Source organism: Celerinatantimonas marina, from assembly GCF_046054165.1.
Lineage (GTDB): Bacteria > Pseudomonadota > Gammaproteobacteria > Enterobacterales > Celerinatantimonadaceae > Celerinatantimonas.
Window position 1 is genome coordinate 483,901 of the sequence record NZ_JBFNXK010000001.1, and the last position, 22,265, is coordinate 506,165.

Here is a 22,265-nt window from a genome sequence, read left to right on the forward strand (position 1 = left end):
AGGACATGGTTTACAAAATAAACTGGAGACATCGTTTACACACGTTAACACTCATAATCGGAGGTACTGGCTATGACTTGGAAAGAAACTTGTGTAATGGACTTAAAAATTCAACTGATTGCCGACTGGTTATCTGGTCATTATTCAAAAAGGTTACTGTCTTCGACAGTATTTCATCAGTCGTCCTACGGTCGATCAATGGATTGCCCGATATCAATCTCAGGGCCTGTACAAACGGGACATCAGAGACTTAAAAATCCCATCCATTTGCCTTCTTTTCCAAAGGAAAAGCAGAGTCTGGCTGGAGCTCAACAAAAAAATCCCTCAATATCTATCGAGGGATTTGTGCAGGAAAGTCAGAATAATTTCCATTCTATTGCAACATGATATCGGCGCGACGATTTAGCGCTCTGCCCTGTTCTGTTTGATTTGTTGCAACCGGAAGTGTCTCCCCCGCACTAGATATCATAATAGCATCGGCGGCCAATCCATGTTGTGATAGATAAGCCTTCACCATCTGAGCTCGCTTCATTCCTAACTGCTGGTTATATCTATTGGGGCCGATTGCATCCGTATACCCAGTCACATGAATTTTTAGTTCAGTACCTTGTTTTACAGCCTGAAGAGCCCTATCTATTTTGGCCTTTTCAGAAGAACTCAATCCTACTTGATTAAAACCAAAATGAACCATTAACACTGATTTTCCCGGGCAAGACGCTGTATCAACAAGAACAGAATGAGAACCTAATTTTTTGACTTCATAGCCTTCATAACTCTCCCCAACCCGATACGATTGCACCGTAATCGGATGACAGGAAGACGCTATAGCTATATTTGTCCCCCATCCCATAACGACAAAAACAGCTGAGGCCATATAATAGAGCGGTTTAATTCGCATAAATCTAATCCGTTGAATAATTATGTTCATAAAGATGGCCGATTTCTTCAGTAATCAACGATAAAATACTATTATAAATAGCACTGTAATCCTTAGCTTCAATAATACTGTTGGAATCGGTACATTCAGCTAATCCCGGATTTTCCTGGGGATTATAATCAAAGCCAATCACAGCAATTTTCAGCGTCTGGCCTTTATTCGTAAACTGTTGTCTTAAATAATCACAAAGCCCGGCATCATAATAGTTACGGCTGACACTATCGGTATCCTTCCCATCAGAAAGAACAATAATTAAGTTATCTGTATTCGATGATTTTTTATTCAATAATAGTTGTGCCGCCGGAATAACACCTTGGCTAGAAGCCGTTCCCCCACTGGGGAAGAAGTTTTCAATATCTGTTTTTATCGTTGAAAAATTATCCGTCAAATCGATCGTATATGAATATCCGGTATAACCGGGAGCATCACCATTTTGTGCAATTGAAGTACAATTATTGCGCCAATCAGTTCGAGAGGTATAATTACTACAGCCGATATAATTACGAATTTTAAGATTACGATTATATTCATCAGGATAATTTTGTATCCACCAAGAGTAATCATTCGAATTTACAGACCACTGATCATATGGCCAAGTGTCATATGAGTAAGGCTGATACTCACAATGATAATTCCACCATCCCCCAGAACATACTTGCCGAGAACCAGAACGCTCACCCAATGACCAATGCAAATAATATTGTAATCTTTGCTTATCTGGAACCGCAGAGCCTAATGTAGGAATACCATTAGGATAATCCCGATGTAAATTGATATTATCCGCATTAAAATCATCAGCCGTAAATGAAGGATAGATGGAATTTAAATTATCACGTTCATAAATTCGGGGATTATTATATCGGCTATAAGTAAAGCTACGATCCCTAATCGTCTGATTATCAATCGTTTTGTTATAATTACTATAAGGCACAATAGCAATCGAATTCCGCTCAGTTCGATTAGAGCGCTCAGCTAATGCATTATAGCTAGCTAATGTATCTAAAATATTTTCAATAATATCGATCACACCAGCATATTTTGCTTTATTCTGCTCTCCAAATCCATCCAGCATCGACCCTGACATATCAGTCACGAAAGCCACATCAACAAATTTTTGCTGGTACTTACGAGCTACGGCATTATTCGTTAAGTTTTGATTCGCATCAAAACCCGCAATCAAATCGCTTCCAGGAAACCAACTCAGAAAAGAACTTTGTATCTTTACATTATATTCATTAAATTGGAGCCCTTCTTTATCATAAACACCGGCAATACCACACTGGCTCCCGTAGATCTGCTGGCAAGTTTTAGACGTTATTGTAATGTTTTTCGCATCAATATTTGCATCAGGGATAGTCGCAGCAATATAGTTTTGAACCCGCGTTTTATCATCACTATGATCAACGGCAGCTGCGACGGCTAATGATGCACTTTCAGCCACATCACTAAGTCGGGCGCTATCCGTTAAATAGCGGGTTCCTTCAATCGCCAATACAAAAAAGCCAAAGAAAAAGGGAAATATAATTACAAAGACAATGGCAGCTACACCGCGCTGGTGAATCGGATTTTTCATCGTCAACGCCCTATCATGATAGAATTAGAACGAACCCATTCATAGTCCTGATCAACCAACCGTCCGTACCAGTTATCAGTTCGATAACAAACGGTGACTTGATAAATATCGGCTCGTCTATCTTCATTAGTAACCGGGGATAAACTCTTGGCCTTAACTAACGTTAAATTCACCGGAGAACCACAGGTCACACTATCTCCAGCCTGATAGGTTATTTTACTAATTTGAGTATCGTTATTTTCAAAGTGATATCGCTCAAATACAACGGCATAGCGTGCGCTATCAAAATGACTCATGGTTCTTTTTAAAGATTTCTGCACAATCTGATTAATTTGAGCGGATTGAGTACGAAATGCTGAAGTCGATGTTGCATCAGCATCGGTATATAGCTGTGTCCGTTCTTTTATCACACTTACGGCCGAATAACTCATGCGATCTAACATGCCCTGAATCGACTGCTTAATCACCACATCCGATGTAAAAACGAGAATAGTACTCATAAATATAGCGATAATCGCTAATTCAATCGTAAAGACTCCCCGACATTGAGTTTTAGTTGTAAAATTTGTTACGTTCATATTCTTGGACCACAAAAACTTCGCGTTTAAGGCTGATTTCCTGAGCGTTAAACAAATTAAACAATGGGCTAAAGTGATAACTCACCTGATAAACGGCTACCGGAGCGTCGTTTTCTTCAGACACCGCACCTTGAGACAAACAATCAGTCGTTGTGTTATCTTCATCTTCTGTGTTGCAATTACTCGCAAGTGACTGAATTGATTCATAGTAATAGGTCCGAATCGAAAATTTATCCGGATCAACAAGCTTTCCCCAAACCCCCGCCTGTTTAATCAAAAAATAGCGAAATTGAGCCTGATAGGAGAGCGTCGCACTGGTATCATCTTCAGATTTATGCGTTGGGATGCTAGCTCGAGTATTGCGTGCTGTTTCGGCGACTGCATAATCAATAACGCCTGACACATATCCCATATAAGCAATCTGAGCCCATACGAAGAACAACGCCATGAAGAAAAAGAATCCCATGGAGAATTCAATGGATACAACACCTTTGTGATGAGAGCCCCGCTTTTGCATCACTCAGTATCCTTATGCGTCATCATGGCTAGCTGTTGATATACGGCTTTGGCCTTTCCAGGCTCGCCCTCGGCATACACTTCTTTAAATAAGAAATATTGATGACTTTTAGCTAATGCTACGAGTAAGTTCGCTCGGATCTTACTATCGGCTTGACCATTTCGATAAAGCGGCATCAACTTATCAATCGCATCTTGATAACGCTGCTGATAAATATCAATCATCGCTAGATTATTTAATACTACCGTATCGGTATACATCAAAGATCGAGCTTTATTAAATGCCCGTCGAGCCGAGATAAAATCATCCAGACTAGCACTTACAATCCCCTGCAAATTATAATATTTGGCTTGATCTGAATGTAGCATAATAGCTGAGCTAATCGCTTTTAAAGCCTCGGTATCTTTATTCTTTTCATGCAAACATTGCGCTTCCAGATAAAAAACTTCAGCATTGGGCTTCTCATGCTGCTTCATATACTGGATCTGAAACATAGCCGAATCCGTATCCCCGGAACGATAGTAAGTTTGAGCTAATTTCAAACGTACCGAACTCGAATCACGTTGCTCTATTTTCTTTTTATATAACTCAATGAGTCCCGGATAATTCTCAGCCTTAATCATTAACTGTTCTTTCTCTCGGGCATTTAACGGAGTGGTATCTCCAACAGTATCAGTTGACACCGATGAGCGAGCCGGGACAAAATGCCCTGCCTGCCGGTCAGAACTACAAGCCGCTAAAAAAATACAGGTGAAAAGGACACTAATCTGGCATATTCTACTGAAAACCATAATAAAATAACCTCATCACACCCGGTCCGGCGACTAAAACAACAATCGGCAACATAATAAATAAGATAAGAGGGATAGACATCTTGGCAGACAGCTTCCCTACTTTTTCTTCCAGAGTCAGCATCTGTAATTCTCGAATATCTTTTGACAGCGTTAGTAACACATTATAAATCGATGTTCCGTATTGAAGACTCTGATTGATCGTATTCACAAATGAGCGCATTTCATTGCTGGGAACCCGTTCTAAAAGTTCTGAAAGCGCTTTCGGTAAACCCACAATCTTCGACCGATCCGTCGTTTTTTTGATCATATAGGCTAAATCTTTATCAAAACTAGCCACCTCTTTAGTAATGTACATAAAAGACGCTTCGATCGTCATCCCTGTTTGGACACAAACCCCAAGTAAATCAATTAAATAAGGTAAGTTAGACGATATTTTTCGAGTTAATTGAGACTTGCGCTGATTTAAATAAATATCAGGAACCATAATGAAAAAAATAGCGAAGACAGCAATCACACTGACTAAATGCTGAAACTCTGATAATCCAAAGAAATCTCTGAAAAAAAAGGCAATTAATGAAAACAGCGCAAAGAAGCCATATTTCAAAGGGAAAAATAATGCAACATAGCGCTCATCATAAAATCCCGCAGCAACTAATTTTTGCCTTAACTCATCATGCCTAATTTGAGTAAATTGACGACTGAAATCCAATAACTTATCACGCCAGGTATAATCACGCTGACGCCGTCCCATAAAGTTTTTTAATTTTCGTTCGCGGGCGAAGGCCTTCAAAGAAAGCGTCACTAAGACAGCGAGAATCACCGAAATAATAAACGCAATGAACAATAACTGAATTCGATTTAAATTCATTTGATCCCCCGCATAAGTGCCGAGATGATCACCATACCGACCAACTCACTGGCCAATACATAATAAAGAATATATTGCCCTCGAGAATCCGTAAAAATAAAATTAAAATTATCCGGCGTCATAAAACGCATTACCAGCAAGAAAAAGAAGGGGATTGCAAACACGATTTTTGCTGACATCCTCGCTTCAGCCGTCATTGCATTTTTCTTTTTCTCCAACGCTCGGGCATCAAACATGACCCGGTTTAGCTGTTGAATAATATCCCGGAGTTGTCCCCCGCGTTCAATATTGGCCCGCAGGGTAATGGAAAAAAAGACAAATTCAGGATATGGAAACCGAATACAGGCTCGACTCAACACACTATGAGGGGGCTCACCGATCTGAAGTCGTTCTCCCATTCGCTTAAACTCTCGTCCGACGTCTGAATCGGATTGCTGTTCACCAACATAAATAATGGCATGCATTAAACTTTCGCCCGCAGTAATAGCACTGGCGAGCATGTTTAAAGCATCTGGGAAATGTTCATTAAAATGTTTACTCGCCAACCGGCGTAAAAGAGCAATCCCCACAACGGTCATCACCATTAAAGCGGCCGGCAAAAACAGCCATAAACTCATATGTAAAAAATAATGATTCAGCAATACGGACAGTATCAGCGTCACCAGATAATATCCCAATACTTTAACGCTGGCGGCACGGCCCAGAGGAATAACGATACTATAGAAATAAGATTGGAGGCGGCGAACTAAGGGAACATGAGTCAAGGCACTCAAATCGATAATGCTCTGATCAATCATTTCAGGGGCCAGCGAAGTCTCCTCTTTGGATGAAAAAAAATCCAATTTCTTACGCTTATTCCGAAACTGTGAAAAAAGAGCAATAATGCCTAAGAGGACAGCAGCAATTCCCAAGATATATGACATAGCTAACTCCGCCCAAAAATACTATTTAATTCATGCTGCAAGCCAAAAAACTGTGCCTTTTCGACTAAAACGGACCGTTGCATTAATCCGGATGTAACGTAGTGCCCAGAAACCTTCCCTTCTGCATTCTGAACCGCATCTGGCTGGAAACGAAAAACTTCTTCCATGACGACCGAATTTCCCTCTAGACCGACGACCTCACTGATACTCATCAAACGTCGGCTCCCATCATGCAATCGGGAAATCTGCACAATCACATCAACGGCACTGACAATCGTCCGACGAATCGCTTCCAAAGGTAAAGAAGACGTCGCCATCATGACCATACTTTCAATCCTGGAAATTGCATCTCGTGGCGAGTTAGCATGCAGCGTGGTCATCGAACCATCATGGCCCGTATTCATTGCTTGCAGCATTTCAAAAGCTTCCGCACCACGACATTCCCCAACGATCACTCGATCAGGACGCATCCTCAAAGAGTTAATCACAAGCTGACGCTGACCAATCGCTCCAGAACCTTCAATTCCTGCGGTACGGGTTTCAAGACGAACCACATGAGGCTGCTGAAGTTGCAATTCGGCGGCATCTTCAATGGTAATAATTCGTTCTTTAATCGAAATATACTGCGACAGCGCATTGAGTAATGTTGTTTTACCGGAACCGGTTCCTCCTGAAATCACCACATTCAGACGACAACGAGCCGCAATCGCTAGCAGCTGGGCCATCTCCTGACTCATTGATCCCATTTTTGCCAGATCTTCCAGCCCCAGTTTTTGCTTTTTAAACTTACGGATTGAAATCGAAGTTCCATCAATGGCTATCGGTGGAGCCACAATATTGACACGGCTTCCATCAGGTAAACGGGCATCACACATCGGAACCGATTCATCCACACGGCGCCCCACTCGAGCAGCAATCCGCTTTGCAATCTCTAAAACTTGTTGTTCATCAACAAACGTGATGTCTGATTTTTCAACAACCCCATTACGCTCAATAAAGACATGATCCGGACCATTGACCATAACGTCGTTAATACTTTCATCATCCATAAGCGGCTGAATAGGACCTAACCCGACTAATTCATCTTTTAAATTAGTCACAAATTCGTTACGAACTAACCGGGGAATCGGTAACCGCTGCTGAGTAATGAGTAAATCAATGGCCTGACCCAATTGATCCTGCAATTGAGCCGTTGAAAGAGTAGCCAATGCTTCAGCATCGATAACATCAAAAATTCGACTCCGAAGCTGCTTATAAATCTCTTTGGATGAAGCCATACTAACCTTTCAAATGAAATAAATGACTTAACTTCGCCAATGGAGATGATTGCATAGACTGTGACCCCATAATCAACTGAACTAATCGATGCAATGGTTTTGCAGCTTTGTTCTTCGTGTTATACAAATGCTTCTGATACAGCTTCATCTGATTCACTTGTGGAACAAACGGGATCACCACATCGGCCTTAGCCCCTAAATATTTTTCAATTTCCTGACGGGTCACTGAATTAAATTTCTCAGGAAGGCGCTGATTAACGACGATCAGTAACCGAAACGGATGTTCTAATTCAACCCGCTGTTTACGAACTTCACTCACGACTTTACTCGCCTCCCGGATTGAAGAAACCGAAGGTTCCACAACCACAATCAGGCTATCGTAACGATTTAACATCCAATCTATATTTCGTTTAAAATCGACACTCGCAGAAAGATCTTCAACCACGAAATTGCTATCTTTTGCCACTAATTCAACCATGTTATCGGTTAAATCTCGCATTTCATCATGAGAGCGCTGTTCACCATTTAACCCCAAGTAGCTCAAACGCTCAGTCACATCACTCAATAATGTTTTCGCAGCCGTACTATCTAAGGACGCGGCAATCGATCCGGTTTGCAAATTGCTCTTTTCCAGATCATCCCGCGCCAACATGACATCTAAATTTCCGCCTTCATAATTGTGATCCACTAAAATACACATTGCTGTTTTTTGATCGGCTAGCAGATACGATATCTCTGAAGCAATCAATGAAGCACCGACCCCACCTTTAGCGCCATAGACACCGATGTATTTCGCTTTTCGGTTTTGCCCCGGCCCTCGCTGTCGCTGCCGGTTATCTGAAACACCGACCACAAAATCGATCAATTCCTGCTTGGTCACTGGCCAGAATAGATAATAAAACCCCAGTTCCTTTAAATTTCGAATCGTCGAAATGGCATCTTCCTGGCCAATCACAATCACTGAACTATGGTTCGGCAGCATATGGCTAATCCGCTCAGCATCTTTAGCCACATTACGACTATCATTCAATTCAAGAATAACAATCTCAGGATTATTCTCTTCAACATAATGGCCAATAACCTGATCTCGATTATCTAGAATCTCTGGGATTTCATACCCTTCAAACCGATAAGCCTCCGATACAAATTCTGCACATTCATTGGTCTGATAAAACAAAACCGTTAACGCCATATTTTTAGGCGCTTCAGGAATACTCTCCTTTTTGAGCAATTCAGATAATTCAAGTACGGCCATAAATCACTCTCCCGCCTTAATCATATGCTCAGGATGGACCATTGATTCCCACCGCAATACAGAGACCTCACAGGGATCAACATGCTGATGTGTATCACTTATTTTGTAGAGAATTCTGGGGGATTGGCAACGTTCAGCTACAGCCTGATAACTCACAATAGATACCGTAACCCCTGTAACAGACTGCGATTGCAACTGAATATGGTTTTTAGGAACGCCTTTTTTTATCAACCACTGATAGAGTGCTTGTACCCGAGCCTGATATTGCTCATTTCCTTGAATAGTAACTGAATCGACCCGAAATTTTGCTAACGATGGTGTCAATGTATTTTGGATAGATTGCCACGCCTGATGGCTTTCTGGCTGATCAAAATGCCATACTTTAACCATGGGTTTGAGATCAAAAACGGGTCCATGCGAAGGATGCACACCACAGGCCGATAACATCAAAACACCTAATATCATCAGGAAGTATTTCATTGTTTAAACCCTCCCTGTGAATACAGCGCCTGCGTATCACGACTGATTATTTTAGGATCCACGCCAAACCAGCGGGCCAACGTCGGTGTCCGCTGCATAATGGGTAGCCGGACATCTGCCGAGGCAATCGGTTTCACCAAATTCACGGTTGCAACGATCACCAACTCTGAATTACGGCGAGTCGTTGTGGTATAACGAAATAAAGCCCCTAGAATCGGCAAATCCCCAATAAAAGGGACTTTTTGCAATGATTCCTGCTCGTCTCGGCTTAACAAGCCCCCCAGAACAAAGCTTTGACCATCCCCCAACTCAACGGTTGTCGTGGCTTTTCGGGTTCGAAATGCAGGGATATCCGCCAAAGCTGATTGATAAGAACTATCCTGAGCACTCACTTCAGGCGCCAGTGTTAAACGGATCTTTTGATCATTCATCACTTTCGCACCGATACTCAATTTTACCCCATATTCCTTATAGGTCACCTGATAAGAATTATCATAATTCGTGACAATGGGCAGTTCACCGCCCACCAAGAAACTCGCAGTTTCTCCTGAAATAACCGATAAATTAGGTTGAGCTAGAATCTGCCCAACCGTGTCATTATTCAATGCAGCAATAAACGTGGCAATATTACTGGCATTAAAATGCTGGAAATAGTTAAAAAATTGGCCATTGCCCTGAAAAGCGTCATCCACAACGGATCCCCAGCGAGCCCCCAACTGGTCAATGTAGGCTGTCGAAACTTCTGCAACCGACAATTTCACATTCACCTGTTTAACTCCGCCTACTTTTAAATTATTAATGATCCCTGAATAATGACGCTTCTTCAGAAAATCAATATCATACTCATCACCAGAACCTGAAGATCCTCCGGTTGACGATACAGAACCAGAATTTCTTAATTTCACCGTTTTCGTTTCATTAGCACTTTTATTCAGTAAAGTGGCAATCATCTCGTAAATACCGTCCCGGGTTTCAATATCGGGGACATCGCCACTGAGTATAATCTGATCACCAACGTTATAAATATTAATCGCCAAGCCTGGATAATGAACTGCAATAATCTGCTCTAATTTGGTCATACTTTGACTGACAATCACCTGCCGGTTCATTAACGTATCACCCACTTTATTATAAATAATCAGCGACGTGACGCCTTCGGATTTACCAAAGATAACGACTCGATGACTATTTAATATGCGGTAGTCCGCAACACTTGGATTTGCAATAAAAACCGTATCTGCCGGCTCATCAATCCGAAGTGTTTGTGCCCCACCAGTCGACAAGTTAATCACTGCCGCCCAAGATAAATGCGATAACCCCAGAAAAATCAGCCCAAGTGTCCATTTAAATAATCCTATTTTCATCGACTCATTCCCTGATTATCGGCTTTTTGAGTCACGGATGCTCCGCGCAACTCTCGGACAGAACTATAAGTGGGTAATACATCTTTCACCATCACATCTCGGAATGGTTTGGATGTTGCGGGATCATGAATGCTGGTGTGATAAATATAAATTTGACCAATACGGCGAGCGATAATCAACTTGGCAACCTGATCCTGATTCAATGCAACTAATACTGAACTATTTTTATCGGCCTCTTTATTTTTATTGACCGATAACACTTTAACTGATTTAAATAGCAACGATACCGAAAGATCATGAAGCCCATTAAGGCTACTTTGTTGTTCATTAACATTGCCTCCCGGAGAAGAAAGCAACATCACATCCATAAGGTTGTTAGGATGAACAGACATCACGTTCAAATCTTCTGTATTCACCATAATCGGGTAAGCCACTTTTCCCGGAGGAGTAATTAAAGCAATATAATCTGCACTGTCTGGTGTCGAAAAATCGGAAGCAACGACGACCTGACCCGCTTCGATTCGAGTCCGAGCAACCATAGCAGTTTCAAAACGAATCGGCTGATCCCGGTTAACATGAAGTTTCTGGGCCTGAGAGATAAACATCACCTGCTGTTCGAACTCATTATCGAGCACTTCTTGCCCTGGCAGAATCGTCTGCTTAGCCACCCAAAAACTCACTTTGGGCTCGACGGGTTTCTGGACATTAACGACAGGTTCTGGCTTGGGAGGGGAAAATACACCGCTTAAAGAGGCTATACCTAAAAATATTGCAATAAATGCAATGACAAAAATAATCCTTGTATTCATCGATTAATCCATTATTAAAGCCATATGCATAACAAGCCAGCAAGACTAATCGCAGGTGCTAAAGGCAAACCCCGCACGCTATGCTCTGGTTTAAACATACTCACTACTCTAAAAATAATGATAGAAATCACGATAAGAATAGCCAGTGAAAACGGAACTAATATCAAATTCTCGGGTTTAATACCAAATAACAAAATAGCTAATAATTTACTATCTCCAGCACCTACAACATGAAAAACAGATAAAAAAACACCAATAAATAAGACAAATATGGCCCATAAAAATGAATAACTATTTATGATTTCTCTTGGATATGCATAAATAATCACACTCACTAAAATAGCTAATAAACTGCTGTTTAATATTTGCCTATTTTTTATATCTGTATATATAACCCATAACAGAAGTACAATGATAACAATCAACATATTTGATGAAAATTAAAGAGAGCCTCAGCTCTCTTTAACTTATCCGGCCTATTAGCTGCCGCTTGCAACACTACCAACGCTATCGATTGTTGATGATACTTTACCAAAAGCGCTAGTTAATGCACTGTATAACTGACCATTACGGCCAAATACAGCGGCAACAATTGCAGCTACAGCAACAGCCACAATAGCATATTCAATAGCAGTCACACCTCGCTGGTCCTTAACGAAAGAACTAACAGCTAATTTAGTTTTAATATATCCTAATGTAATTAAGTCCAACATATTGTTTCCTCAACCTATTCTCACTATTGGTTATCCATTCCCAGCGAATGGCTGCCAATTCGACTAATCAATCTAATTATACCAAATAATTGTGACAATTACCCGGAATGACGTCACGGTATTTATTCGATGCCACAAATTTAGCTTCCCGTATTTAAGATGTAAATACAAATGAATGTAAATCACTCTTTTTTCATTATGATTGATTAAAGAGTCGATAATACATGGCTCAAAGTACTAAGTATAAATCATAAAAACCCAATACTAAAAGCTTAGTACTCATATCAACTATTCGCTATATAATCGGCCAAAAATTACATTTTGTATCAAGAATGTAAAAATATTCTTCATGAACGTTTATTTTTAATCGATACGAATGTAAACAATGATGGGGAGAACCTAAAGTTTGTCGATCACTATCCGTCAGTTTATTTTGAAGGCGCTTTAAATAATACTCACCATGATGGGCATAAATTTTATCGCCAACAATAGGATGCCCCAAATACGCTAAATGAGCTCGGATCTGATGCTTTCGCCCCGTGAATAACCGGCACTCGATCAGCGACTGTACACCATCGGACTGTCGGACTTTGAAATAGCTTTCACTGAATTTTCCAGGCTCCCCATCATGACAAACATACATTTGACAACGAATCGGACTCTCGCTCCGAGTTGTTAAATCACAACGCATATGATATTCCTGCCAATCAGGCATACCCCATACCTTAGCCAGATAGGTTTTTTCAACCATCAACGTTTTGAGCTGGGGTTGCCAAAGACTCGCCCAATTTGCACTTTTAGCCAGCATCAGAATACCAGAAGTTTCTTTATCTAAACGGTGTAAGAGATGAGCATCATCAAAACCACTTTGTTGAACCAGACCAATCAAATGTTGTGTAGGATTACGGGTAGTTCGACTAACAGCTAACCCTGCTGGCTTATGCACAGCTAATAATTGCTCATCTTCCCATAATACAGACCAGTCCGATGGCACATCCGGCTCCTGATAATCATCAATCCAATATTCCAGAAGCTGTCCTTGGATTAACAATTGCACCCACTCAGGGACCATGCCCTGCACTCGAATCTGCCCTTGTTGCCAACGGAGATACCACTGCTGTAGCGAACTTTCAGGAATACACTGGACCAATAATTCAGATAAGGGCTGATGATGCCAACGGGAAGGAATTTTAAAATGGAAGCGGGTTGACATAAAACACCATTCAGACTTCAGATAAACGCTATAGCATGATGTTCTTTCAAAGAATTTGCAAAATAATTTCTGGCGTGATGATCCCGATACAAACCCCGGATTCTCCGGTAACAATAACAATGGTATCGGCATTGGCTTGGAATAACCGACGAACGACACTAATTTCACAATCGCTACTGACTTCGTCGTAGCCCCCTTTTCTCATCACTTGATGAACCCGACGATTTAAGGTAATTAAATCTCGTTGCTGTTCTGACTCAGTGCCAATATAAGGACTAATAGCGGCATTTAACTCAGCCTCCCGCAAAATGCCACAACAACTGCTATTTTCAAGCACAACCAAGAAATTAACCTGGCGTTCATGCATACGCTGACGAGCTAAATCAAGCTTATGATCCATACCAATTCGGGGATAATCGCGCATCATGATATCACGAGCCCGATCCGCATTTTCTGCCACTAAATAACGCTCATATTGCGAAAAATAGCGATCGATTTTACCGGAGGTTATATGAGTCATGCTCAATGGCTTACTGAACAGAAACCCCTGAACGTAGTCCACTTTAGCATGTGACAATGTCCGGAGTGTCTCGGCATCTTCAACACCTTCAGCAACCACTTTCCCGCCCATTTTGTGCACCAAAGAAGTGACCATCTCGATCATCATATATTCATTGGAACCCAGCGTTAGGCCAATCACAAAACTCCGGTCAATTTTAATCAGATTAATCGGCAGTTGTAACAGATAAGCAAATGACGAATAACCGGTACCGAAATCATCGATAGCGATTTCAATGCCCTCTTTTTTCAACCGCTCAATCCAAGCCATTTGCCGTTCGATATCAGCTAAAAAAGAAGACTCGGTTAATTCAACAGTGACCAGTTTCGGATCGATACGAGCATCCATCACCAGCTGTAGTGTATCTTCCAGACAGCAATGGGAGATCCGATCGTTACTCATCGAACGGTTCACGGAAACCTGAAGTTCCGGAGCATTAAAATGTTTCTGTAAAACTAACAAATCTTTCAGCGCCCGGGAGGTAACCGCATTATCAATCCGATCAATCCAACCATATTCTTCGGCTAATTGAATTAATTCTTGAATATTATAAGAAAGCTTCGTATCCAGCGACACCCGGAAAAGTGCTTCAAATTTCACCAGTTTCAACGACTTCATTTCAATGATCGGCTGATAAAAAACATCGATATGCCCTTGATCGATAGCCTTATCCAATAACCGAGCCAGAATCTGCTTATGATCCATTTTCTTCTGGATCCGGTGATCAAAATAGGTGACTGACATTTCTCCGCGGCTACGACTGGCCACCATGGCCTGACTGGCATGACTGATCATTTGAGCCACAGAGGCTGCATCCGTTGCTAAAATAGAAACGCCTACCGTCGCCTGAATTTCAATATCAGATTCAGCGCTTTCGTCTCCCACCTTATGATGTAACAGTTCCACAAATGACTGTAATTCTCGATGAATAATCCCTAAATTTCGGGGAACCACAATACATCCGGCAAACAATTCATTGGTCAATAAACCTATCGTCATTTCATCCGGAATATCCAGCAGCCGATTGCCAATCAACCAATGACGCATCGACTCACTAATATTCCGGGAAAAATAAGGCTGGAAGACAAACGTGACCATCGTCCGATCAGCTGGCAACGATGAAAAAATCTGTTCCATTAACTGTTTCAGTTCAGCCACTTTAGGTAATTGGGATAATGATGGCGTCTGCAAATCTTCATTTTCACTGTCTAACCAGCGATTCATAGAGATATCCAGACGCTTTGAAATGGCGACATAAAAAGTTTGTGTCTGAGATGGGATCTGAATTTTTTGTAACGTTAATTCATGGGCAAACGTCAGTCCCTGCTTATCCCGCCCTAATAATTCACCAATCCAGAATCCACTCTTAGCCACAGACTTCCAGATTTTTTCATACAATGAGGGATCACGTTCGTGGTTACCAAAAATATCTGCAGAAACACCGAGTAACTCGTCCAATTCAAACCCGGTTTCCCGACAAAATTCATGATTAACCATAATAATGCGCTGCTGTTCATCTAATACCAGCATCCCAACTTTGGCATGAACATACAGATAATGAAAAAGTTCAGCTTCTACTTCTGCTGAAGGAACACGAATGAGGACTTCAAATGTTCCCTGGATAAGATCGGCAGAGCGGGGATCATTCCAAACACACAGCAGTCCGACAAACCGCTGAGAACCGTTGTCTATAATCATTCGGGTTTCGCGGGTCAAATGTTTTTGATAAACCTCTTTGACCAACTGCTTAAGGTGAGGAAGCTGACTTTTTTGAGCACTTGCTAATAGCTGCGCCAATGTAATCGAATCCTGTTCAGGATACCCCAGCAATGCAGGAAGCTGCTCCGAACATGTCATTTCAGAACGTTTAACATCCCAGCTCCACTGGAGCGGAAATCCTGAAGTCTGATCAAATGCATCACGGTCATTCTTCATATATAACTTGAAATTCCTCTCACTATCGCAGCTCTGTTATCCCGAGACTACACCTATCAGCTTGATTAAGTTTATACCAAAAAATTAGAACGCGTTGACTTAAATCTATTAGCGACACCATCCGTCTCATAGCAAGATCGCATTTCATCCAGACCCAATTCGATGTAGTCCAACTTAAACACCTGCGAGGCTATATCTCACCCCCTCTTATGCAGCGCATATAATTTAGTCGATATGAGCAGTTTATATTTACATAAAATGACTTTATATCAATATTTAAGCGTTCAAACCGCTCTGATTGAATTTCCTCTTGATCTCATTATTCAGTTGGAACAGAATAACGTCCATTCGGCGTGTAGCGCAGTCTGGTAGCGCACTTCGTTCGGGACGAAGGGGTCGGAGGTTCAAATCCTCTCACGCCGACCACTCACTTTACTTCCTAAGTATAGATTCAATTTCTTGAATATCTAAATGCTCGTCTAGTTACTGTGATATAACCCACTCAGTCACAATGGTTCAATGTAAACATGAGATGTCGTTTATTGAGAATCGCTCCACAGCACAACGTTTGTTTTGTCTAAATTAAGCTCAAAATCACTCTGAGATGACTACAAAACTAATCCCGAATAATTAACCTCTGCACCTTCATTCAATATAAAGGGTCTTTGGTGATTAGGTGGCTCATTATCCGATTCAAATAACTTACGAAAATAGGCCTAGATTAAGTATTTTTGAACACTCAAGAGCCGCCAAACTCTAAATAAAATAGAGATAATAAAAGGGGGCAAAGCCCCCTTAGCATTTTTAATTAATGAAAGCCCATCAGACAAAGAGAGCAATCAAGCCACCAACCGTACCAACCACTTTCAAAACTTGTCCGGCATTATAATAATCACTCTCTTTCTCTTTGGCTTCCTCTTGATCAATACCTAAAGCTCCATAAGCTAATGCCTGGAGTTTTCCAGGAGCTTCCGTCTTATCGGCCTTAGCTGATTTTTCCGTTGACGATGTTTTAGCAACATCCGTGGATGCTGAAGCACCTTCAGATGGTTTCTCAGCCGAGGTAGATTTTGATCCTGAAGCATCAGGGACCACGTCATACTTAACCGAATCAGGATTAGGTGTATTAAATGGTTGAGAGCGATAAACCCGATGATAAGTTAACGCTGAATCAGGCGATTGTCCTTTATCTGCGTCCTTGGATAGTGTGACTACTGTCGATGGTGATGTCGGCGCCTTTGCTGATGGAATAGCCTTAGCAGCCTGATCAGAATTAGGCATAGTGCGATCAAGTTGATCTGCAGATACAGGTCTTAATCTCTGATGTGCACCCAATTCACTGGGCCCTATCACACTTCCCCTCGTCATACTCCATCCTCCATTCAGGGCTCATAATCCATATCGGCATTCATCCAAGATGCTTTAATCGAATTTGATTAAAAATCTATAAATAACCGAACATCAATGAAACCCTTTAAACACTAGATTTCAACTTTCAGACGAATATAAGCAAAGAGCAGACCAATTTCATAAAGTACCTATAATACACGAGGTTACTTATTATATAGCCATCTGTTCTGCAATCTGATGGCAAGAGATTGCCGCAATCTAGGCAAACAAGCGCCTCTTGTTTAATAAATAGTCAAACAGGCTGTTTAAAATGAATTTTTGTAGTTCACTGTGGTCTTGGTTATTATCATCCGGATTGAAATCATCTAGTTACAAAGAGTAAAGCAGTCATGGCACAAGCACCGATGGCAGGACTACGCCAGTATTTAAATCAACAAATTATTGGGCAATCTGAATTCATTGAGCAATTACTGATTGCTTTACTAAGCAGCGGTCATATTTTAGTTGAGAGCCCACCAGGGCTAGCCAAAACAAGAGCGGTTAAAGCACTTGCCGAAGGCATTGAAGGCAATTTTCATCGTATCCAATTTACACCGGATCTATTACCTTCCGACCTGACCGGAACGGATATCTTTCGTCCCCAAACCAGCGATTTCGCATTTCAACGAGGTCCTATTTTTCACAACTTGCTATTAGCAGATGAAATTAACCGAGCTCCAGCTAAGGTGCAATCATCTTTGCTAGAAGCAATGGCCGAACAGCAAGTGACCGTCGGACGACGAACTTACAAGCTCCCTGAGCTATTCATGGTAATGGCCACCCAGAACCCATTAGAACAGGAAGGGACTTACCCGCTTCCGGAAGCACAGCTGGATCGTTTTTTAATGAAAATTCAGTTGGATTATCCCAATGCGGATGATGAACTGGCCATTCTAGACCTCACGGATACCGAAACACGGCAACCGAATCGACCCAAACCCCAGCCACTCACTCAGGCGAATCTCTTTGAAATGCGTGCGGCAATCATGAGTGTGCATATTGCCCCGGCATTGAAACAATATATTGTGGACTTAATTCTGGCGACTCGAAATCCTGCCCCCTATGATGCCGATTTAGCCGATTCGATCGAGTTCGGTGCCAGCCCTAGGGCAACCATTGCCTTAGCCCGCTGTGCTAGAGCCAAAGCTTTTTTGGATGGGCGGGATTTTGTAACACCGGCAGATATTCAATCACTGGTCCTTCCCGTATTACGTCATCGCATTCTTTTAACCTATCAAGCACATGCTCAAGGTTATACCAGCGATGATTTGATCCAGCGACTATTAGCCTTAGTCAGTGTTGCCTGATGATGTTTCAAATCCAACGTCCATCGCCTGTTGATCTGTCTTTGCAGCAACTCATTCAATGTCGTTTTATTCCTTTTCAAACTTTCCAGAGGAAAAATCGACAGTCCACCCATCAGGCAGGAAACTGGGTCAGCCCCCATCGGGGTCGAGGAATGGAATTTGATGAAGTCCGACGTTATCAATCCGGAGACGATATTCGGTATATCGACTGGCGAGTCACAGCTCGCACCGGACATCCGCATAGTAAATTATTTCATGAAGAACGTGATCGCTCCGTCATGATTTCCATCGATTTAACACCCAGCATGTTTTTTGGCAGTGGTGATAAATTAAAATCCATGATGGCTTGTGAACTAGCCGCTATCATTGGTTGGGATCACGTGGAACAACGGCAGCGCATTGGATTACAGATACTCGGAGAAGCCATCAAAGTAACCCCCATCAGTCAACATCCTAAAACCTGGCTCCAATCTCTGGATCTGTTACAACATCAATATCATTTACAATTGGAACATCTACAGAGTGAGACCAATACAACTCAAGACTTTAATGAGCTCACTCACTATGCACCAACAGGAGCTGACCTGCATTTTATCAGTGATTTTTATCACTATAGCGACCCTGATTTTCTCCAATTAACGATACTAGCCGCTCGCCATCGCGTGGTGCTCTGGCAAATAACCGATCCGTTCGAATTTGATTTACCCCAAAATGCCAAAGGGCGACTCCCCGTACAAAACCTTCGGCAATCTGGATGGTTAGTCGGTCAGTCCAAACATTTTCGGGAACAATATCGTCAGGCCGCCCAAAACAGACAACAACAGATCATCGAAGCCACACAAAAAGTAAATCTGCCATTTCACCCGTTATCAACTCAGGAGGACTGGCATGCCTACTTCTAATCCACTTATCGGACTGCGTGATATTATAGTGCCGTCTCATCCCGAGACTGCACTTCCAGCCATCGGATGGTGGATCCTTTACGGTGCTATCATTGCCGTTATCATCATCAGCATGATGGCATTCTACCTGTATCGCAAAAAACGCCGCTTACAGCGAATTGCACTGAAGCAACTCAACGATATGGAACAACAACAGGCTTCGGCCCAAGCAGTCAATACCTTACTAAAACAGGTAGCTCAGGCTTATCTGGGACGCGATCAAGTAGCATCATTAACCGCGCAGGAATGGTTTGTATTTTTAAACCAACAAACGACTGATCAGCTATTTTCAAAATCGCTCACCGAATCACTTTGTTTAGCCTTATACCAAGGCGAATTTCCCGCAACCGCGGAACAAATCCAAGCAACCCGACGCTGGATAAAAAAAGCCTTACCTCCTCGACGTAGGAGGTCTCAATGAACCTAACATTTGCTTGGTGGCCAATTTTGGTGCTCATTCCACTGCCGTGGCTTATGCGCTTTATAAAGAGAAAAGAGCAACCCACTACGGCTCCCCTAATCAATCAAAGCCTACCCTATCTGCTCGTGGCTCCTAATGAGTCGCAAAAAGCCCGCTCATCTTTCACTCTTTGGCTCATCTGGGGATTATTGCTTATTGCAGCGGCCCGGCCGCAATGGCTAGATGATGCCACGACCCCGATTGAGCGACAGGGGCGAAATTTAATGCTGGCAGTCGATCTATCCGGCAGTATGCAAATCCCAGATATGCAGTGGAACGGGGATGCCGTATCCCGCCTCGTGGCCTTACGCCATTTACTAGCCCAGTTTATCGAGCATCGCCGGGGGGATCGCATTGGAATGATCTTGTTTGCTGATCACGCTTATCTACAAGCCCCTCTAACATTCGATACTCAAACTGTGCAACATTATGCCGAACAGATGAATCAGGGATTAGTCGGTAACAAAACCGCAATCGGTGAAGCGATTGGACTCGGCGTCAAACAGCTCTTAAAACAACCGGCTAAACAGCGAGTCCTGATTTTGCTGACTGATGGACAAAATACCGCGGGGCTCATTCAGCCTAAAGACGCAGCTAAAATAGCCAAAGAAAATGGGGTCACAATTTATACGATAGGCATCGGTTCCCGGGCATTTGAACGGCGCACCATATTCGGAATACAACGAATTAATCCATCTCAGGATCTGGATGAACCGCTCCTCAAAGAGATTGCGCATATGACCGGTGGTCAATATTTCAGAGCCGCAAGCAGTGCTCAACTGGCGGCCATCTATCAACAACTGGATAAACTCGTCCCAATTAAAGGACCTCAACAATTTTATCGTCCTAAAACGGAGCTCTATTTCATTCCTCTGGCCGTTGCTCTGGGATGGTTACTCATCGTACCTCTCTTACGCTTCATTCCAGTGCAAAGGAGGAGAACCTAATGCCGCTCCATTTTACCCGTCCGGAATGGTTACTGGCTATTCCCATCATCTTCCTCTGGCTTTACTGGCAATGGCGGACCCAGCGTCAGCAAGGATGGGCGAGCCTCCTCCCGCAAGCCATTGCGAGTCGATTAGTGATTCAATCCCAAAAAATTCATTCATCTTTACCTTGGCTACTAGGAATCTGGCTATTGCTCGGCTGTTTTGCTCTCGCGGGTCCCAGTTTTAAAGCGCAGCATGTTGAAGCAATTAGTGGCGGAAATGCCCGGGTTGTCGTCTTGGATATGTCGATGTCGATGCATGCCACGGATGCCTCACCAGATCGATTGCATATAGCACGCTATAAGGCGCTGGATTTGCTGAAAAACTGGAAAGGTGGCGAAACAGGTTTAGTGGCTTTTGCCGGAACAGGTTTTGTCATTAGCCCGCTCAGTTCAGATGAAGCCACTTTAACCAATTTAGTCCCTTATCTGAATCCGGAAATTATGCCTACCCAAGGTTCCAATCTAGCTGATGGGATCGGCAAAGCCATTCAGTTATTACAACAAAGTGGCTATAGTCAAGGGGATATCGTCGTCATTGGGGATAGTATTCCATCATCACAAATGCAATCGATCCAAAGCCAACTCAAGTCACATCATTATCGATTATCATTTCTAGCGGTTGGAACCGCTGACGGTGCTCCCGTGCCATTAGGCAATGGTCAGTTATTAAAAGATGCACAGGGGCAAATAGTCATCCCCAAAGTTAATCTTGAAAAGATCGTCCCATTATGTCGAATGAGTAGCGGCATTTGTAGCTATGTTCAGGCGGGTGACCAAGATGTTCAAGCCATCGTCAATCTCACAACCTTAGATCACTCAGAACAGGGACGACGAGCGCAATCAGAAGGACTTCGCTGGCGTGATCAGGGATATTGGTTACTACTACCTTTATTACTACTCTGGTTATGGCAATTTAGGTCACCACCATTGATGGTGCTGCTGCTCACTTCAGTTACTAGTTTGATGCTCCAACCTAAAGCTCAAGCCGCTTTCTGGGAAAATCAAGCCCAACAGGCCCAACACGCATTCGAAAAAGGCCAGTATCAGCAAGCCGCAACGTTATATCGGACGCCCCAATGGCAAGGTTCGGCTTGGTACAAAGCCGGAAAATATCAGCAAGCACTCGAAGCCTTTCAGCAGGACCACTCTGCTCAGGGAAGCTATAATCAGGGCAACGCTTATATGCAACTGCATCAATATAAAAAGGCCGTTGACAGTTATAATCAAGCACTGAGGCAAGATCCGAATCTGGCACAAGCAAAACACAATAAAACCATAGCAGAGCAGTTACTGAAACAACAACAACAACAGCAACAGCAACAGCAACAGCAACAGCAACAGCAACAGCAACAGCAACAGCAACAGCAACAGCAACAGCAACA

At 42.5% G+C, this 22,265-nt stretch carries 23 protein-coding genes and 1 tRNA gene; 7 read left to right on the plus strand and 17 right to left on the minus strand.

Going from position 1 to position 22,265, the window contains the following annotated elements:
* Positions 1–72 precede the first annotated feature (72 nt).
* A complete protein-coding gene (locus ABUE20_RS02275; RefSeq protein ID WP_408618192.1) occupies positions 73–387 on the plus strand; it encodes a hypothetical protein in 315 nt (104 codons plus the stop codon).
* Here the strand turns inward: ABUE20_RS02275 and ABUE20_RS02280 are convergent.
* From ABUE20_RS02280 to ABUE20_RS02355, 16 genes are all read right to left on the minus strand, one after another.
* Positions 374–898: an OmpA family protein gene (locus tag ABUE20_RS02280; RefSeq protein ID WP_408618193.1), complete on the minus strand. Its 525-nt coding sequence runs from the start codon at positions 896–898 to the stop codon at positions 374–376. The genes ABUE20_RS02275 and ABUE20_RS02280 overlap by 14 nt on opposite strands.
* A gap of 4 nt (positions 899–902) precedes the next feature.
* Complete coding sequence (locus tag ABUE20_RS02285; protein WP_408618194.1) at positions 903–2,510, minus strand: pilus assembly protein TadG-related protein; 1,608 nt, start codon at positions 2,508–2,510, stop codon at positions 903–905.
* Between the two features lie 2 nt (positions 2,511–2,512).
* A complete protein-coding gene (gene tadF / locus ABUE20_RS02290) occupies positions 2,513–3,088 on the minus strand; it encodes a tight adherence pilus pseudopilin TadF (RefSeq protein ID WP_408618195.1) in 576 nt (191 codons plus the stop codon).
* Positions 3,063–3,608: a hypothetical protein gene (locus tag ABUE20_RS02295; protein ID WP_408618196.1), complete on the minus strand. Its 546-nt coding sequence runs from the start codon at positions 3,606–3,608 to the stop codon at positions 3,063–3,065. Before ABUE20_RS02295 ends, tadF begins: the two co-directional genes overlap by 26 nt.
* On the minus strand, positions 3,605–4,396 hold the full coding sequence (locus tag ABUE20_RS02300) for a tetratricopeptide repeat protein (protein WP_408618197.1): 792 nt from the start codon (positions 4,394–4,396) through the stop codon (positions 3,605–3,607). Before ABUE20_RS02300 ends, ABUE20_RS02295 begins: the two co-directional genes overlap by 4 nt.
* The gene (locus ABUE20_RS02305; RefSeq protein ID WP_408618198.1) at positions 4,383–5,267 is read right to left on the minus strand and encodes a type II secretion system F family protein; all 885 of its coding nucleotides are present in this window, start codon (positions 5,265–5,267) and stop codon (positions 4,383–4,385) included. The genes ABUE20_RS02300 and ABUE20_RS02305 overlap by 14 nt, the downstream gene beginning before the upstream one ends.
* On the minus strand, positions 5,264–6,190 hold the full coding sequence (locus tag ABUE20_RS02310) for a type II secretion system F family protein (protein WP_408618199.1): 927 nt from the start codon (positions 6,188–6,190) through the stop codon (positions 5,264–5,266). Before ABUE20_RS02310 ends, ABUE20_RS02305 begins: the two co-directional genes overlap by 4 nt.
* 2 nt (positions 6,191–6,192) lie before the next feature.
* On the minus strand, positions 6,193–7,467 hold the full coding sequence (locus ABUE20_RS02315) for a TadA family conjugal transfer-associated ATPase (RefSeq protein ID WP_408618200.1): 1,275 nt from the start codon (positions 7,465–7,467) through the stop codon (positions 6,193–6,195).
* A 1-nt stretch (position 7,468) separates the two neighbouring features.
* Positions 7,469–8,722: a CpaE/TadZ family protein gene (locus ABUE20_RS02320; RefSeq protein WP_408618201.1), complete on the minus strand. Its 1,254-nt coding sequence runs from the start codon at positions 8,720–8,722 to the stop codon at positions 7,469–7,471.
* Between the two features lie 3 nt (positions 8,723–8,725).
* Positions 8,726–9,202, minus strand: a complete 477-nt coding sequence (locus ABUE20_RS02325; RefSeq protein ID WP_408618202.1) for a hypothetical protein — start codon at positions 9,200–9,202, stop codon at positions 8,726–8,728.
* A complete protein-coding gene (locus ABUE20_RS02330; RefSeq protein WP_408618203.1) occupies positions 9,199–10,566 on the minus strand; it encodes a type II and III secretion system protein family protein in 1,368 nt (455 codons plus the stop codon). Before ABUE20_RS02330 ends, ABUE20_RS02325 begins: the two co-directional genes overlap by 4 nt.
* A complete protein-coding gene (cpaB, locus tag ABUE20_RS02335) occupies positions 10,563–11,375 on the minus strand; it encodes a Flp pilus assembly protein CpaB (protein WP_408618204.1) in 813 nt (270 codons plus the stop codon). The genes ABUE20_RS02330 and cpaB overlap by 4 nt, the downstream gene beginning before the upstream one ends.
* Before the next feature lie 14 nt (positions 11,376–11,389).
* Positions 11,390–11,803 carry a prepilin peptidase gene (locus ABUE20_RS02340; RefSeq protein WP_408618205.1) on the minus strand — a complete coding sequence of 138 codons (414 nt, stop codon included), beginning with the start codon at positions 11,801–11,803 and terminating at the stop codon, positions 11,390–11,392.
* A gap of 51 nt (positions 11,804–11,854) precedes the next feature.
* On the minus strand, positions 11,855–12,088 hold the full coding sequence (locus tag ABUE20_RS02345; protein ID WP_408618206.1) for a Flp family type IVb pilin: 234 nt from the start codon (positions 12,086–12,088) through the stop codon (positions 11,855–11,857).
* 295 nt (positions 12,089–12,383) lie between these two features.
* Positions 12,384–13,301, minus strand: coding sequence for an RluA family pseudouridine synthase (locus ABUE20_RS02350; protein ID WP_408618207.1), 918 nt, complete (start codon positions 13,299–13,301; stop codon positions 12,384–12,386).
* 46 nt (positions 13,302–13,347) lie between these two features.
* Positions 13,348–15,795, minus strand: a complete 2,448-nt coding sequence (locus ABUE20_RS02355) for an EAL domain-containing protein (RefSeq protein WP_408618208.1) — start codon at positions 15,793–15,795, stop codon at positions 13,348–13,350.
* A 349-nt stretch (positions 15,796–16,144) separates the two neighbouring features.
* Between ABUE20_RS02355 and ABUE20_RS02360 the strand changes: the two genes are divergently transcribed.
* A tRNA-Pro gene (locus ABUE20_RS02360) sits at positions 16,145–16,221 on the plus strand.
* 396 nt (positions 16,222–16,617) lie between these two features.
* On the opposite strand, the gene ABUE20_RS02365 is transcribed toward ABUE20_RS02360, so the two are convergent.
* Positions 16,618–17,076, minus strand: coding sequence for a hypothetical protein (locus ABUE20_RS02365; RefSeq protein WP_408618209.1), 459 nt, complete (start codon positions 17,074–17,076; stop codon positions 16,618–16,620).
* 458 nt (positions 17,077–17,534) lie between these two features.
* On the opposite strand from ABUE20_RS02365, the gene ABUE20_RS02370 reads away from it, so the two are divergent.
* The 5 genes from ABUE20_RS02370 to ABUE20_RS02390 form a co-directional block, all read left to right on the plus strand.
* Complete coding sequence (locus ABUE20_RS02370; protein WP_408618210.1) at positions 17,535–18,491, plus strand: AAA family ATPase; 957 nt, start codon at positions 17,535–17,537, stop codon at positions 18,489–18,491.
* On the plus strand, positions 18,491–19,393 hold the full coding sequence (locus tag ABUE20_RS02375) for a DUF58 domain-containing protein (RefSeq protein ID WP_408618211.1): 903 nt from the start codon (positions 18,491–18,493) through the stop codon (positions 19,391–19,393). The genes ABUE20_RS02370 and ABUE20_RS02375 overlap by 1 nt, the downstream gene beginning before the upstream one ends.
* Positions 19,380–19,853: a DUF4381 domain-containing protein gene (locus tag ABUE20_RS02380; RefSeq protein ID WP_408618212.1), complete on the plus strand. Its 474-nt coding sequence runs from the start codon at positions 19,380–19,382 to the stop codon at positions 19,851–19,853. Before ABUE20_RS02375 ends, ABUE20_RS02380 begins: the two co-directional genes overlap by 14 nt.
* The gene (locus ABUE20_RS02385) at positions 19,850–20,839 is read left to right on the plus strand and encodes a vWA domain-containing protein (protein WP_408618213.1); all 990 of its coding nucleotides are present in this window, start codon (positions 19,850–19,852) and stop codon (positions 20,837–20,839) included. Before ABUE20_RS02380 ends, ABUE20_RS02385 begins: the two co-directional genes overlap by 4 nt.
* Positions 20,839–22,265 (plus strand): vWA domain-containing protein (locus tag ABUE20_RS02390; RefSeq protein ID WP_408618214.1); only part of this gene is annotated, 1,427 nt, incomplete at its 3' end. The genes ABUE20_RS02385 and ABUE20_RS02390, both read left to right, overlap by 1 nt.